General features: G+C 70.6%; 9 protein-coding genes and 1 tRNA gene. 3 read left to right on the top strand and 7 right to left on the bottom strand.

All coding sequences use genetic code 11. From position 1 onward, the window contains the following. Window positions 1–216: 216 nt before the first annotated feature. Together OHA55_RS17115 and OHA55_RS17110 are read right to left on the bottom strand one after the other, a co-directional pair. Window positions 217–783: a Uma2 family endonuclease gene (locus OHA55_RS17115; protein WP_266707224.1), complete on the bottom strand. Its 567-nt coding sequence runs from the start codon at window positions 781–783 to the stop codon at window positions 217–219. A gap of 1,000 nt (window positions 784–1,783) precedes the next feature. Continuing rightward, entirely contained in the window at window positions 1,784–2,905 is a 1,122-nt protein-coding gene (locus OHA55_RS17110) for a Gfo/Idh/MocA family protein (protein ID WP_266707222.1), read from the bottom strand. A gap of 89 nt (window positions 2,906–2,994) precedes the next feature. Here OHA55_RS17110 and OHA55_RS17105 point away from each other — a divergent pair, with 89 nt between their 5' ends. The 3 genes from OHA55_RS17105 (at window position 2,995) to OHA55_RS17095 (ending at window position 4,771) form a co-directional block, all read left to right on the top strand. Beyond that, the gene (locus OHA55_RS17105) at window positions 2,995–3,630 is read left to right on the top strand and encodes a TetR/AcrR family transcriptional regulator (RefSeq protein WP_266707220.1); all 636 of its coding nucleotides are present in this window, start codon (window positions 2,995–2,997) and stop codon (window positions 3,628–3,630) included. 30 nt (window positions 3,631–3,660) lie between these two features. Beyond that, window positions 3,661–4,089, top strand: a complete 429-nt coding sequence (locus tag OHA55_RS17100) for a hypothetical protein (protein ID WP_266707218.1) — start codon at window positions 3,661–3,663, stop codon at window positions 4,087–4,089. A gap of 82 nt (window positions 4,090–4,171) precedes the next feature. Continuing rightward, the gene (locus tag OHA55_RS17095) at window positions 4,172–4,771 is read left to right on the top strand and encodes a recombinase family protein (RefSeq protein ID WP_266707216.1); all 600 of its coding nucleotides are present in this window, start codon (window positions 4,172–4,174) and stop codon (window positions 4,769–4,771) included. 316 nt (window positions 4,772–5,087) lie between these two features. Here OHA55_RS17095 and OHA55_RS17090 read toward each other — a convergent pair. The 5 genes from OHA55_RS17090 to topA all read right to left on the bottom strand — a co-directional run bounded on the left by OHA55_RS17090 (window position 5,088) and on the right by topA (window position 15,000). Next, a tRNA-Thr gene (locus OHA55_RS17090) sits at window positions 5,088–5,161 on the bottom strand. 130 nt (window positions 5,162–5,291) lie between these two features. Next, complete coding sequence (locus OHA55_RS17085; protein ID WP_266707214.1) at window positions 5,292–6,830, bottom strand: alpha/beta hydrolase; 1,539 nt, start codon at window positions 6,828–6,830, stop codon at window positions 5,292–5,294. Between the two features lie 196 nt (window positions 6,831–7,026). Then, window positions 7,027–8,232, bottom strand: a complete 1,206-nt coding sequence (locus OHA55_RS17080; RefSeq protein WP_266707212.1) for a DNA polymerase III subunit delta' — start codon at window positions 8,230–8,232, stop codon at window positions 7,027–7,029. A gap of 208 nt (window positions 8,233–8,440) precedes the next feature. Then, complete coding sequence (gene tmk, locus OHA55_RS17075) at window positions 8,441–11,842, bottom strand: dTMP kinase (RefSeq protein WP_266707210.1); 3,402 nt, start codon at window positions 11,840–11,842, stop codon at window positions 8,441–8,443. Window positions 11,843–12,093: 251 nt separating this feature from the next. Then, window positions 12,094–15,000, bottom strand: a complete 2,907-nt coding sequence (gene topA / locus OHA55_RS17070) for a type I DNA topoisomerase (protein ID WP_266707208.1) — start codon at window positions 14,998–15,000, stop codon at window positions 12,094–12,096. Between the last annotated feature and the right edge of the window lie 33 nt (window positions 15,001–15,033).

Here is a 15,033-nt window from a genome sequence, read left to right as displayed (position 1 = left end):
GCAATTCCGAGCCGCCTTCGGGATTCGAACCCGAGACCTACGCATTACGGGGCCCGCAAGATCATCCTGGATGACGCGGGGCGGGGCCGCCGAATCCAGTTTCCGCTGATCCGCGGCTTGCAGCCCTGATCGGCCTGACGGCTCGTCCACCCTGGTGCGACCCAGTCCGCTCACGCAGCGCTCACACGCATCGGGGAGGCCGCCTGCAGAAGGGGGTCAGACCCTGCCGAGGTCGACCTCCACCGCGAAAGGCGCCGAAACCTTGACGACGCCGGTGAACACTTCACCGTCCCGGTAGACCCTGGCAGCAGGGTCCAGAACGTAGGTGTACACGAGAGGGACACCGGTGGCGGCCTGCTCGACCCTCCAGTAAAAAGCGATACCGGACTTGGCGTACTGGTCCGTCTTCACGATCCGGTCGGTGGTCTCCGATCCCGGTGAGACAACCTCCACGACCAGGAGCACGTGCTCAGGACGGGTGGGCGTGATGTCAATCGTGTCCGCGCGGTACACAACGACATCCGGGCGCCGATTCGTGAGCGGGACGTCCTGGAGACGGACGTCGAAGTCGGTATCGGCGTTCCAGTCAGGCCCCGCAGCCGCCTCCAAGGCATTCGCCAGTATCCGAGCAAGCCGGTTGTGGCGCTTGGAGGCACTGGGACTCACAACGACCATCCCGTCCACGATCTCGATCCCCGCACACTGCTCCTCGGACCAGGAGTCGTACTGCTCCGCAGTGATCTGCTCGTGCATCCACGCGGGGGCTGCCATCTCGGCAGTCATGACGCACCTCCCGGACACCATGCGGGCGGGCCCGATCCCGCTGAACTCAGCGTACTGTCTCAGCTCCCCCGGCACGTGGGACGCCAGAACAGCCGGCACACGTGCTTCGGCCGTCCAGCAGGAGACAGCGGAGGGTGGTCGTCCCCGCTGCCGCGGGAGAGAAGGAGACGGCAACCGGTATCCCTGGGGGCAGGTTTTCGCGCGCATCCCATGCCGTCGTGTCGGGGTTCGCTGCCCGGAAGAAGCGGTTCTGCTCCAGCGCCAGGCCCAGCTCACCGACGCCGCCGCAGCCGCAGCCGCAGCCCGTGACATGTTGGCTGCCCGGCTCGCCACCGCAAGCACGGAGCACCATCGTGCATTCGGCCTGCGCCGCTACCGCCGCTTCGTCGCGACGGGCCACCGACCGGAGACCGAAGGCGGGCGAGACTCCGTGTCTACGGGTCGATCCCTGCGCTCACGCATGCTCACGCACAAGGTTCCGCCCCCCCCTGACGCCTGTCCGCTCAGGTAGAGGACATGAAAAAGCCCCAGGTCACGGCGAGTGAGTCCTGGGGCAATTCCGAGCCGCCTTCGGGATTCGAACCCGAGACCTACGCATTACGAGACCGTGAGCGGTCGTGCCGCATGATGCTTCGCCGTGCTACTGAGTGACGTTCTGCCTGATCAGAGTGTTTGTTGCTGGTTGTACTGTACTGGCCGTTGTTACGTCGTCCAAAGGTGTCCGGCCACCGACTGGCCACCGGAGCGGCTACCGATGACGACAAATCGGAGCTCCGGGAGGGTTGTAGGTCTTCTACAGTTCCTCCCGATGATGACGATTACAGTAATCCAGCGGGTGCTCGCCGAACCGGTCTGGGCGAAGAAGCTCTCGACCAAGGACCGGCGCGGCCTGACCGCGCGCTCTTCTGGTCGTACATCAACCCGTACGGAACCGTCCGCCTCGACATGGAGAAGCGGCTCGACCTCGCGACGGCAGTCAGTCCCTGATCAGTCCGGCCTGTCAGCGCAAGCGTTGCCGGGTGCCTGTATCTGCGGAGAGCCTGATCGCGTCAAGTAGGCGGTGCAGTCGCAGGCCAGCATCGAAGTCTGGGACGCTGCGTGAGCCGGTACGGAGGTCGAGGGCAAGCCGGGCATACATCTGGGCCACGTTGAAGCTCTCGGCGGCGGGATCGAGCCCGGAAGTCCAGCGGTACCGGCTGGGGATGGGCAGCTCTTGATAGGCGCCGTCCGAATCACCTGGCCCTTGCATGCGCAGTTCACCGATCTGGATGCCTGCTGGGCCAGCAGCCCCGGTGGAGACGATGGCCAGGTCTCCCTTGGTGCCGGAGATTTCCAGTCGGGTCCCGGCGCCGGTGACCTTGGCGTCGTGGACGTGGGCCGAGACGACGGCACCGCTGTTGAGGGTCGCGTTGAGAAGGAGGTGGTCGGGGCTCGTTGCCTCCACCGTGTCACCGGTACCGGCGATGGTGTAGATCGGGCGCTGGACAGACAGCGTCGCCGAGAGGTCGCTGATCCCACCGAGTATGTACTGCACCGCGTCGAGTGTGTGCCCGCCAGCGACTTCAAGTGTCCCGGCACCGTTGTTGCGATCGAGGGTGTAAGCCGCCCAGGCGGGGATCTGCTCCCCAGGCCCCTTTCCGCGGGCGGCGTGAACGGTCGCCGAGGTCACGCGTCCTACACGACCATCGGCGACCAGCTCGCGGGCGTAGGCGATCGCCGGGGCATACCGCGCCTGCAGCCCGAGCGCGTGGTGCACGCCCGTGCCGTGGGCTGATTTCGCGAGGGCTGCGGCTTCCTGGGTGGTTCGGGCCAGCGGCCACTCGCAGTACACGTGTTTGCCGGCCGCCAGCGCCGCCTCGACCAGTTCGGCGTGCGCAGGAACCTTCACGGTGATGACGACCAGGTCCACCTCAGGGTGCTCGGCAAGTTGCCTGGCGTCGGTGAAAGCGTGCGCGGCCCCGAACTCCCGCGCTGCGGCCTGTGCGCTCTCGGGGCGGCTGGTGCCGACCGCGATGATGCTGTACTCCGGCAGGGCCAGCAAGGCCGGGACGTGTGCCCGGGCGGCCCAGCCCCGGTCAGGGCTCGCCCCGATGATGCCGACTCGGATTTTCTTCGCTTCCATAGCAGACCCCCAACTAAACGGACAGATCTTGTCCGGTTGGAGACTAGCTAAGCGGACAGGCTTGGTCCAGTTATCGATAGGATCAGCGCATGAACCAACCGCGCAGCACAGTGGACCGCCTGCTCGTCGACGAGTCGGGCCGTCGCCCCCGCGCCGACGCGCGGCGCAACGTCGAGCGCCTGGTGGAGGCCGCCCGAGTTGCGGTTGCCGAAATTGGCGTTGATGTATCCGCACACGAGATCGCGCGCCGGGCAGGCGTGGGTGTCGGCACCTTCTACCGGCGCATCCCCTCCCTTGAGGCGCTCCTAGAGCTAGTGCTCGTGGAGATCCTCGACGAGATCTCAGACGTGGCCGATCAAGCTCTAAAGGACCCGGACGCCTGGAACGGACTCTGCATGTTCGCCGCAACTTACGTGCGCCTCCGGACAGAGAGCTGCGGCGTCAGCGAGGCACTCGGCGGGGCCTGCGGGGTCACTCTCGCCCAGCGCCTGGAGGACCTGCGGGGACGGATTCGGCGTCTCGTGGAGCGCACCCAAGCAGTCGGCGCCATACGAACGGACGTCGCCTGGCAGGATGTCCCCTTCCTGCTCGCTGCCGCTGCGACTGGTGAGCGCACCCTGGACATGCGAGCGGGCAGTCAGCAGTGGGAGCGCAATCTCCAGATCATTCTCGACGGACTGCGCACGACTCAGCCGAGCATGCTGCCAGGCACTCCGCCAGCCTGAATTCTGACCCCGATGGATCCAGCCGCCCCAATGACGACGGCCGCACTGTCCTCCCTGCGCACCGGGCTCTACCCGCACGGCACCGCGGCGTTCAACACCGCCCAACAGCTGGCCGGCGGCGCCGTCCTGAGCTCCGCCTACACCATCGGCTCCCACGCCAACGACGCGGGAGCACTGAACCTGGCCCAGTCCGTCTCAGCGGCACAAACCGCCTTCACGACAGCGGCGATCACCGGCTGCCTCGCCATCATCGGCACCCTCTGCGTTCGCAGGACCACCGCCGCCCCCCCAACCCCCGCCTTCTCCACCGAGCGACGTTTCCGACAACGCCGCCGCAGTCACTGGGCGGAACGACCTGAGCGCCGACCTCCACGGCGAACTCACCGGCAACCACTGACCCCCTGGTACCGCGAACGACAAGGGGACCCCGGCAGGAGCCGGGATCCTCTGTCGTTCTGACATGCCCACCCGTTCCGCCCCACACCGCTGACATGCGCATCGACGAGACCGAAGGACTCCGCAGAGTGACGACAGGTGCCATTTGCCAACAAGCCTGCTGTGCGCGCCGGAGACGTCCGTCATCCTCACGGTGCACGAGCTCAAGCGCCTCGCGCGGAACGCGGCCGAGCTGATGACTCTGTCCGCCGAGCTCCAGGCCGGCGGCATCCAGCTCGAACTCCTCACCGGCCCGCTCACCGGGATCTACGACCCCAACGGCATGGGCGCGATGTTCTTCGCCGTGCTTGCCATCGCCGGACAGATCGAGCGCAACTACATCCGGGAGAAGACCCTCGAAGGCCAGGTCATCGCCGCGTCCAAGGGCAACCACGGCGGACGCCCGAAGGTCATCGACGACGACATGCTCACCTTCGCCGTCGCACTCAAGGACAAGGGCGTCCCTGTCCCCGACATCGCCAAGAAGCTCACCATCAAGGTCGGGAAGAACGCGGGCAAGTCACCCTCGGCCGCCTCGCTCTACCGAGCCCTGGCCGAAGCCGAGAGCGCCCCGGTGGACGACGGATTGCCGCTGCGGCCCAAGCCCGCCCGTATTCGCCGGGCCGAGGACCCGCTCACCGCCGAGAAGATCGAACTGCGCGATCAGCTCCAGTCGCAGCCCCACCCGAACGCCGAGATGAGGTAGGGCCTGCCCTGCGTCCTATCCACCCAGGGACCAAGATCAAGTGCATAGCGCCAACGGCTGTACCGATGGCCCCCAAGGCCGAGGCCGTGAGACGGGGCGACGACGCCTTGTAGGCATGGGACAACAACAAGACCGGCGTACGCCCGCCCCCATCATCGCTCCCGGCCACCGCTGCCGCACGCCATTTGCACGTTTGGCCACCGGTCGGCCACCGGCGGACGTATCGCGGAACCCCTGGGCTGACGCACCGACAGGACTAAGGTCAAGAAAATGAAAAAACCCCAGGTCACGGCGAGTGAGTCCTGGGGTAATTCCGAGCCGCCTTCGGGATTCGAACCCGAGACCTACGCATTACGAGTGCGTTGCTCTGGCCAACTGAGCTAAGGCGGCACGCCCTGTCGCACCATGGTGCGATCAGCAGCGGGGCCAAGTCTACACAGTTTCCGGGAGTGCTCCGTACCACCCGTCCCACAGGGCCTCCGCGCAGGTCAGGGCCTGTGCTCGGATGCCCCGTGGGGAGTCAGGAGCACGTGGTGCCCTTCTTCGGAACGGTGCCCTCCAGCAGGTACCGGTTGATCGCGGTGTCGATGCAGTCGCTGCCCCGGCCGTACGCGGTGTGGCCGTCGCCGTCGTAGGTGAGCAGGGTGCCGGAGGTGAGCTGGTCGGCGAGGGAGACGGCCCACTTGTACGGGGTGGCCGGGTCCCGGGTGGTGCCGACGACCAGGATCGGGTCGGCGCCCTCGGCGTGGGTCGGGTGCGGGGTGCCGGTGGGATCGACGGGCCAGTACGCGCAGTTCAGGGCCGCCCACGCGAAGTTCTCGCCGAAGACCGGGGAGGCCTTCTCGAAGCTAGGCACGGCCTTCTCCACGGCGGAGCTGTCGGCGAAGGCGGCCGGCAGGTCGAGGCAGTTCACCGCGTAGTTGGCGTACATGAGGTTGGCGTACGAGCCGTCGGGCGAGCGTTCGTAGTAGCTGTCCGAGAGGGCGAGCAGGCCGGAGCCGTCGCCGTGCTGGGCGCCCGCGATGGCCTCGCGGAGCTGGGGCCAGGCGGACTCGTCGTACATGGCGGCGATCACACCCGTGGTCGCGAGGGACTCGCCCAGCTCCCGGTCCTCGCCGGTCGGTACCGGCTTGGCGTCCAGGTCCTGGAAGAGCTTCTTCAGCTCCGCCGCCGCGTCGGCGGGGCTGGTGGTGCCGAGCGGGCAGTCCTTCTGCTTCACGCAGTCCGCCGCGAAGGACTTGAAGGCCCCCTCGAAGCCGGCCGTCTGGTCGCGGTTCACGTCGACGGCGGGCAGCGACGGGTCCAGCGCCCCGTCGAGGACCAGCCGCCCCACCCGGTCCGGGAACAGATCGGCGTAGGTCGCGCCCAGGTACGTACCGTACGAGGCGCCCACGTAGTGCAGCTTCTCGTCGCCCAGGATCTGGCGCAGGATGTCCATGTCGCGGGCCGAGTCGACGGTGGAGACGTACGGGAGGATCTCGCCGGAGCGCTTCTCGCAGCCGTCGGCGAACTTCTTGAACGCCGCGCTCAGCTTCTCGATCTCCGCCTGGTCGTCCGGCGTCAGGTCGACCTGGGTGAACGCGTCCATCTCCTTGCCGGTCAGGCACTCGACGGGCTCGCTGCGGGCCACTCCGCGCGGGTCGACGGCCACCATGTCGTACCGGGCACGGACCTGGGCCGGGTAGCCGAGGGCCGCGTACCCCTGGAGGTACTCGACGGCCGAGCCGCCGGGGCCCCCGGGGTTCACCAGGAGGGAGCCGATCCGCTCGCCCGGCCCGGTCGCCTTCTTCCGGGAGACGGCCAGATCGACGTCCCCGTCGCCGGGCTTCGCGTAGCTCTTCGGCGCCTTCATCGTCGCGCACTGGAAGCCCTCGACGCCGCACTCGCCCCACTTCAGCTTCTGTGCGTAGTAGCGGGCGAGGTCCTTGGCGGGCACGGTCGCCGAGGAGCCCACGGCGGACGCGCTGGGCGTCGATCCGCCGCTCGTGCAGCCGGAGACGAACAGGCCGGCAGTGCCGAGCGCGATGGCGAGTGTCTGGAGCAGGCGCCTGGAGTCCATGCCCGGAGCGTAGTCGCCCGGTGACGAGTCGTCCGATTTCCTCCTCATTCGGGTGAACGAGAGGTGCGGCATCCACCGGAGTACGCATGCGCCCCCGCGCCCGGCCTCCCCGGTGTCCTCGGCCCCGGCGTCCTCGGCCCCGGTGTCCTCAGACCCGCACGCCCCCGGCCCCGGCGTCTCCTGACCCCGCGTGCTCTCAGCCCGCGCGCAACGCCATCGTCATCGCCTCCACCGCCAGCAGCGGCGCGACGTTCCGGTCGAGCGCGTGGCGGCAGGCGATGACCGCCTCGATACGGCGAAGGGTCTGCGCCGGCCCGGACGACTCCGCGATCCGCTCCAGCGCGTCCTGCACGTCGGTGTTGGCGAGGGCGATCCGCGAGCCCATCTGGAGGGCCAGCACATCGCGGTAGAAACCGGTGAGGTCGGTGAGGGCGAGATCGAGGCTGTCGCGCTGGGTACGCGTCTTGCGTCGCTTCTGCTTGTCCTCCAGCTCCTTCATCACGCCCGCCGTGCCACGCGGCATCCGGCCGCCCGCGGCCGCGCCGAGCGCCGCCTTCATCTCCTCGGTCTCCTTGGCGTCGACCTCTTCGGCGACCTGCTTGGCGTCCTCGGCGGCCGTGTCGACCAGCTCCTGCGCCGCCTTGAGGCAGCCGCCCACGTCCGCGACGCGCAGCGGGACCTTGAGCACGGCGGCCCGGCGGGCCCGCGCCCGCTCGTCCGTCGCCAGCCGGCGGGCGCGTCCGATGTGCCCCTGGGTGGCCCGGGCCGCGGAGTGGGCGCGCTCGGGGTCGACACCGTCGCGGCGGATGAGAACGTCCGCCACCGCCTCCACCGGGGGCGTGCCCAGCGTGAGGTGGCGGCAGCGGGAACGGATCGTGGGCAGCACGTCCTCCAGCGAGGGCGCGCAGAGCAGCCACACCGTACGCGGGGCGGGCTCCTCCACCGCCTTGAGCAGGACGTTCCCGGCGCCCTCGGTCAGGCGGTCGGCGTCCTCCATGACGATGACCTGCCAGCGGCCCACGGCCGGTGAGAGCTGGGCGCGGCGCACCAGGTCACGGGTCTCCTTCACACCGATGGAGAGCAGGTCCGTACGGATGACCTCGACGTCGGCGTGGGTGCCGATGAGGCTGGTGTGGCAGCCGTCGCAGAATCCGCAGCCCGGGGCGCCGCCCATGGCCCGGTCGGGGCTGGTGCACTGGAGGGCGGCGGCGAAGGCCCGGGCGGCGGTGGGCCCGCCGGACCCGGGCGGCCCGGTGAACAGCCAGGCGTGCGTCATCTTGGAGCCCGGAGGCACCGGCTCGCCCTGCGCCGTCGCGGTGACCAGGATGTCGGCGTCACGGGCGGCAGCCGAGAGCTGCTCCTGCACCCGGTCCTGACCGACCAGGTCGTCCCATACGGACATGGTCACCGCCCTTCCGGTGGTGTCGTGCGGTGTTTCGCTTCCATTGTGGCGGACCCCACCGACAATCCCGCCGCCGTGCGGATCCGGGGGCTCCCGGCTTCCGGCTCCCGCCACCCGGCCGGCGCCGACGCGGACGCCGGACGCCCCCGGTCCGGTGATCTGGTCCGGGGGCGTCCGTTCGGTCGTACGCGTACGGCGGGACGGTCCGTCAGCGGCGCGGGCGCCGCCGTCCCTTGCCGAAGCCGTCCTGGTCGTCGTCCTCGTCGTGCCCGCCGAGCAGTTCGTCGGCGAGGGTCGGAAGATCGTCCAGCGGGGTCTCCTCGGCCCAGTCCGGACGCGGCCTGCGCGCACGGCCCGACCGCTCGTACGCGGCCCGGTCGGTCGCCGGATCGCCGCTGATCTGCGGCAGCTCGCGGGTCCGCTCGGTCTCGCTCTCCGCGGCGGAGGGCGCCGGGTCCTCGTCCCGGAAGATGCCCCGGGGAACACGGTCGGCCGGAGCGTCGGGGCGGTACGCCGGAAGAACCGTCGTCTCGTCCGCCTCGGCGGCCCGCTCGCGGTACGCGGGGAGCACGGTGGTCTCGTCGTTCTCCGCGGAACCACCGGCCCCGGCACGGCCCGTCGCACCACGCGATCCGTCGGGACCACCGGCGGACGAGTCCGGCCCGCCCTCCGTCGGCCGCACCTTCGGGACCTGCTGAGTGACCTCGTTCGGGTTCACCAGCGGCGTCGGCACCGTCAGCTCGTCGCCGGAGGCGCCGGAAGCACCGGAAGCACCAGCCTCACCGGCCGAATCGCCGGCACCGCCCGCACCCACCGACCCCGACTTCGTCCACGGGTCCCGGGCCACACGCTCGGCCTCCACACGCTCGGCCTCCACACGCTCGGCTTCCGCCTTGCGGGCCGCCTCCGCGCGCTCGGCCGCGACCCGCTCGGCCTCAGCGCGCTCCGCGGCCACCCGCTCCGCCTCGGCACGGGCCGCGGCCTCGGCCTTCGCCCGGACAGCGGCCTCGGCCGCCGCACGCTCGGCGGCCTCCTCCTCGGCACGGCGGCGGGCAGCCTCCGCGCGGACCAGGGCCTCCTCGGCCTTGCGCTGCTTCTCCAGCCGGAGCGCCTCGGCCTCCTTGCGGAGACGGGCCTCCTCGGCGGCCTGGAGGCGCAGCCGCTCCTGCTCGGCCTCGCGCGCCTCCTCCTCGGCCTCACGGCGCCGGCGGTCCTCCTCCTCGCGGAGGCGGAGCTCCTCGGCGCGTTGCCGGGCCTCCTCGGCCTGCCGCTCGGCCTCGGCCTGCCGGGCCTCCTCCAGCTCGCGCTGCTTGCGCTCCTCCTCCTCGGCGCGGAGCTTGGCGAGCTGCGCCTGGCGCTCGCGCTCCAGCCGCTCCTCCTCGGCCTTGCGGGCGGCCTCTTCCTCCGCCTTGCGCCGGGCCTCCTCCTCGGCCGCCTTGCGCGCCTCTTCCTGGGCCTTGATCTCGGCCTCGGAGAGGGGCAGGACCCGGTCGAGCCGGTGGCGTACGACGGTGGTGATGGCCGCGGGCTCCTGGCCCGCGTCCACGACGAGGTAGCGGACCGGGTCGGCCGCCGCGAGGGTCAGGAAGCCGGAACGCACCCGGGCGTGGAACTCCGGCGGCTCGGACTCCAGCCGGTCCGGCGCCTCGGTGAACCGCTCCCGCGCGGTGGCCGGGTCGACGTCCAGCAGCACCGTCAGGTGCGGTACGAGGCCGGAGGTCGCCCAGCGCGAGATACGGGCGATCTCCACCGGCGAAAGGTCCCTGCCCGCGCCCTGATAGGCGACGGAGGAGTCGATGTAACGGTCGGAGATGACGACCGCGCCGCGTTCCAGGGCCGGGCGCACGACGGAGTCGACGTGTTCGGCGCGGTCGGCGGCGTACAGCAGGGCCTCGGCGCGGTTGGAGAGCCCCGCGGACGAGACGTCGAGGAGGATCGAGCGGAGCCGCTTGCCGACCGGGGTGGCCCCCGGTTCGCGGGTCACCACGACCTCGTGGCCCTTGGCCCGGATCCACGAGGCGAGCGCCTCGACCTGGGTGGACTTCCCGGCGCCGTCGCCGCCCTCCAGGGCGATGAAGAAGCCGGTGGCGGCGGGCGCGACGGCCGGGTCGCCGCCGCGCAGAGCCTCCCGCAGGTCGCGCCGGAGCGGTACGCCCGCGCGGTCGTCCGTCTTGGCGAGGACGAGCGCGGCGACGGGCAGCAGCAGGGCGCCGACGAGCATCAGGGCGAAGGCGGCGCCGCCGTGGGCGAAGACGAAGTCGCCGGCGACGAGGCGGTGCCGGCCGAACGCGGCGGCCAGCAGCGGGCCCGCGAGACCGCCGAGCGCGACGGCCACCCGGACGACCGCCTGGAGGTGCTCGGTGGTCTTCGCCCGCCGCGGCTCCTCGGTCTCCTGGTCGATCAGGGCATGGCCGGTGTGCGCGGCGATCCCTGCGGTCCAGCCGGCGAACAGAGCGATCATCAGACCGGTCGCGGTGTCCGGCACCAGGCCGAGCACCAGCAGCGCCACGCCGGTGAAGGCGAGCGCGAGGGCGAGCAGCCGGCGCCGCGACAGCGCGGGCAGCACCTTGGCGGCGGTACGGATGCCGAGCGCGGTGCCGCCGGTCAGTCCGAGGACCAGCAGCGCGTACGTGGCGGGTCCGCCGCCCAGGTCCGCCGCGTGGAGCACGGCGGCACCGGCGGCCGCGGCGATCGCTCCGGAGACCGCCGCGCAGGCGGCGACGATCAGCGGGAGGGCACCGGTACGGCCCTTGCCGTCACCGGCCCCGTCCGCCCCGGTGGTCTTCCGGCGCAGTCCCTCCAGCGGGGAGCGCGGCCGGGGGGTGGGGAAGCCCGGCAGTTCGAGGAAGTAGAGGGTCGAGATGGACGCGGAGAACAGCCCGGCCGCGACGTACGAGGCCAGGGCCGCCTGGTGCAGCGAGAACCAGTCGAGGCCCGCGCCCAGGAGGTTGCCGACCAGGGTGGCCACCAGCAGGACCACCGCGGCGGCGGGCACCGCGAGGAAGTCCGTGCGCAGGGAGAGCCGGCGCAGCGCGTCGAGGTGGTCGGGGAGCGGGCGCACCGCCGCGCCCTCGATCGGCGGGGCAGGCAGCAGCGCGGGGGCCGCGCTCTCCTTGGCCACCGCCCAGAGGCGCTCACCGGCTCCGGCCAGGAAGACGGTGATCAGGATCATCAGGAGCGCGTTGTCCGGTGTCCAGTCGATCCAGAGCGGCGCGACGACCAGCAGCGCGAGCCGCAGCCCGTCGACGCCGATCATCAGCCATCGCCGGTCCAGTACCCCGCCCGGTGACGTGAGCGAGGTCAACGGCCCCAGGAGTACGGCTCCGAAGAGCACGGTGGAAAGGATCCGGACACCGGAGACGGCGGCGACGGCGAAGGCCGCCCCGCGGTATCCGGTGCCGAATGAGCCCTCCAAGACCGCTGCTTGCAGCGACAGCAGCACCAGCACGAGGAAGGCGAGTGCATCGCCGATCCCGCCGACGAGCTGGGCGCTCCACAACCGCTTCAACGGCTGGATGCGCAACAGAGCCCGTAGGGCGCGCTCGCGTGAGTCTGCGGCAAGAGTGTCGGAGGTGGGGCTCACGACCGTTGGCTGCTCGGCTCGCGTCATCCGTCCAGCCTATCGGCAGCCGTACGGTCGCCGTTGCCCCGCCCGAACATACGACCGTGCGGCGCCCGGGAAATCTTCGGCCGGAAACCCGGCCGGAAACCTCCCCCGCCGTGTCCTCGGCCTCTCCCGGAACCACTCCCAGGGGAAGGCGGTCCGGACACACGTCCGCCGCCACCGTGGAGAAAACGGATGGCGGCGGGCGCGCGTGTCGCGTGTCGCGGGTCGTCGGGCCGACGTGCCCGGCGGGGCGGTCAGTCCTCCGTGGTCGTCGCCGTGGAGGAAGAGGAGGAAGAGGCGGCCGAGCTCGTCGCCTTCTTCGCCGTCGTGGTCTTCTTCGCGGCGGCGGTGGTCTTCTTGGCCGTCGTGGTCTTCTTCGCGGCGGTGGTCTTCTTGGCCGCGGCCGTGGTCTTCTTCGCCGCGGCGGTGGTCTTCTTCGCCGTGGTGGCCTTCTTGGCGGGTGCCTTCTTCGCGGCCGTCTTCTTCTTGACGGGTCCCTTGGCACGCTTCTCGGCGAGCAGCTCGTACCCGCGCTCGGGCGTGATCTCCTCGACGCTGTCGCCGGTACGCAGGGTCGCGTTGGTCTCGCCGTCGGTGACGTACGGGCCGAAGCGCCCGTCCTTCACGACCACCGGCGAACCGCTGACCGGGTCGGTGCCCAGTTCCTTCAGCGGCGGCTTGGCGGCGGCCCGGCCGCGCTGCTTGGGCTGCGCGTAGATGGCGAGGGCCTCGTCGAGGGTGATGTCGAAGAGCTGGTCCTCGGTGGTCAGCGACCGCGAGTCCGTCCCCTTCTTCAGGTACGGGCCGTAGCGGCCGTTCTGCGCGGTGATCTCGACGCCCTCGGCGTCCTGACCGACGACGCGCGGCAGCGACATCAGCTTGAGCGCGTCGGCCAGCGTCACCGTGTCGAGCGCCATCGACTTGAAGAGGGAGGCGGTCCGCGGCTTCACCGCGTTCTTGCCGGTCGTCGGCGTGCCCTCGGGCAGCACCTCGGTGACGTACGGGCCGTACCGGCCGTCCTTGGCGATGATCTGGTTGCCGGACACGGGGTCGGTGCCCAGTTCGAAGTCGCCGCTCGGCTTGGCGAGCAGCTCTTCCGCGTGCTCGACGGTGAGCTCGTCCGGAGCCAGGTCGTCGGGGACGTCCGCGCGCTGGTGGCCCTCGGAGTCCTTCTCGCCGCGCTCGATGTACGGGCCGTACCGGCCGACGCGGAGCTTGATGTCGTTGCCGACGGGGAACGAGGAGATCTCCCGGGCGTCGATGGCGCCGAGGTCGGTGACGAGCTCCTTCAGGCCGCCGAGGTGGTCGCCGTCGCCGTTGCCCGCGTCGGAGGCCGCACCCGCGCCGGCGGTGTCTTCGCCCGCTCCGAAGTAGAAACGCTTCAGCCACGGCACGGACTGGGCTTCGCCCCGCGCGATGCGGTCGAGGTCGTCCTCCATCCGCGCGGTGAAGTCGTAGTCGACGAGCCGGCCGAAGTGCTTCTCCAGCAGGTTGACGACGGCGAAGGAGAGGAACGACGGGACGAGCGCCGTGCCCTTCTTGAACACGTAGCCGCGGTCGAGGATGGTCCCGATGATCGACGCGTACGTCGACGGCCGGCCGATCTCGCGCTCTTCGAGCTCCTTGACCAGCGAGGCCTCGGTGTAGCGGGCCGGGGGCTTGGTGGAGTGGCCGTCGGCGGTGATCTCCTCGGCGGAGAGCGCGTCGCCCTCGGCGACCTGCGGCAGCCGGCGCTCGCGGTCGTCGAGCTCGGCGTTCGGGTCGTCGGCGCCCTCGACGTACGCCTTCATGAAGCCGTGGAAGGTGATCGTCTTGCCGGAGGCGGAGAACTCGGCGTCCCGGCCGTCGCTCGCCCGGCCACCGATCTTGACGGTGACGGAGTTGCCGACCGCGTCCTTCATCTGGGAGGCGACGGTCCGCTTCCAGATCAGCTCGTACAGCCGGAACTGGTCGCCGGTCAGACCCGTCTCGGCCGGGGTGCGGAAGCGGTCGCCGGAGGGGCGGATCGCCTCGTGCGCCTCCTGCGCGTTCTTGACCTTGGCTGCGTAGGTGCGCGGCTTCTCCGGCAGGTAGTTGGCGCCGTAGAGCTGGGTGACCTGCGCCCGGGCGGCGTTGATCGCCGTGTCCGAGAGGGTCGTGGAGTCCGTACGCATGTAGGTGATGAAGCCGTTCTCGTACAGCTTCTGCGCGACCTGCATGGTGGCCTTGGCCCCGAAGCCCAGCTTGCGGCTCGCCTCCTGCTGGAGGGTGGTCGTACGGAACGGGGCGTACGGCGAGCGGCGGTACGGCTTCGACTCGACCGAGCGGACCGCGAAGGCGGAGTCGGCGAGGGCGGCGGCCAGGGCGCGGGCGTTCGTCTCGTCCAGGTGCACGACCTGGCCGGAGGCGGCCTTCAGCTGCCCGTCGGCACCGAAGTCGCGGCCCTGGGCGACGCGGCGCCCGTCGACCGCGCTGAGACGGGCGATCAGGGTGGACGGGTCCGAGGCGTCACCGGTACGGCCGGTGGCGAACGTGCCCGTCAGGTCCCAGTACGAGGCGGAACGGAAGGCGATGCGCTCGCGCTCCCGCTCGACGACGAGCCGGGTGGCGACGGACTGGACACGGCCCGCGGACAACCGGGGCATGACCTTCTTCCAGAGGACCGGCGAGACCTCGTAGCCGTAGAGGCGGTCGAGGATACGGCGGGTCTCCTGGGCGTCGACCATGCGCTGGTTGAGCTCGCGCGGGTTGGCGACGGCGGCCCGGATCGCGTCCTTGGTGATCTCGTGGAAGACCATCCGGTGGACCGGGACCTTGGGCTTCAGGACTTCCTGCAGGTGCCACGCGATGGCTTCGCCCTCGCGGTCCTCATCGGTGGCGAGGAAGAGTTCGTCGGACTCGGCCAGCAGCTGCTTGAGCTTCCTGACCTGGGCCTTCTTGTCCGCGTTGACCACGTAGACGGGCTGGAAGTCGTGTTCGACGTCGACCCCGAGCCGCCGGACCTCGCCGGTGTACTCGTCGGGGACCTCGGCCGCGCCGTTCGGGAGGTCGCGGATGTGCCCGACGCTCGCCTCGACGACGTATCCGGGGCCGAGATAGCCCTTGATCGTCTTCGCCTTGGCAGGCGACTCGACGATGACGAGTCGGCGGCCGCCCTCTGCGGTCTCGCTGGTCGGGGACAACTTCGCTCTTCTCTCCGGTCGGCACTCGATGCG

Source organism: Streptomyces sp. NBC_00102 (assembly GCF_026343115.1).
GTDB lineage: Bacteria > Actinomycetota > Actinomycetes > Streptomycetales > Streptomycetaceae > Streptomyces.
This window is presented reverse-complemented; position numbering and strand designations above follow the sequence as displayed.

Coding starts and splice junctions, on each gene's coding strand:
- OHA55_RS17115 (WP_266707224.1), bottom strand. CDS start 783: ATGACTGCCGAGATGGCAGCCCCCGCGTGGATGCACGAGCAGATCACT.
- OHA55_RS17110 (WP_266707222.1), bottom strand. CDS start 2,905: ATGGAAGCGAAGAAAATCCGAGTCGGCATCATCGGGGCGAGCCCTGAC.
- OHA55_RS17105 (WP_266707220.1), top strand. CDS start 2,995: ATGAACCAACCGCGCAGCACAGTGGACCGCCTGCTCGTCGACGAGTCG.
- OHA55_RS17100 (WP_266707218.1), top strand. CDS start 3,661: ATGACGACGGCCGCACTGTCCTCCCTGCGCACCGGGCTCTACCCGCAC.
- OHA55_RS17085 (WP_266707214.1), bottom strand. CDS start 6,830: ATGGACTCCAGGCGCCTGCTCCAGACACTCGCCATCGCGCTCGGCACT.
- OHA55_RS17080 (WP_266707212.1), bottom strand. CDS start 8,232: ATGTCCGTATGGGACGACCTGGTCGGTCAGGACCGGGTGCAGGAGCAG.
- tmk (WP_266707210.1), bottom strand. CDS start 11,842: ATGACGCGAGCCGAGCAGCCAACGGTCGTGAGCCCCACCTCCGACACT.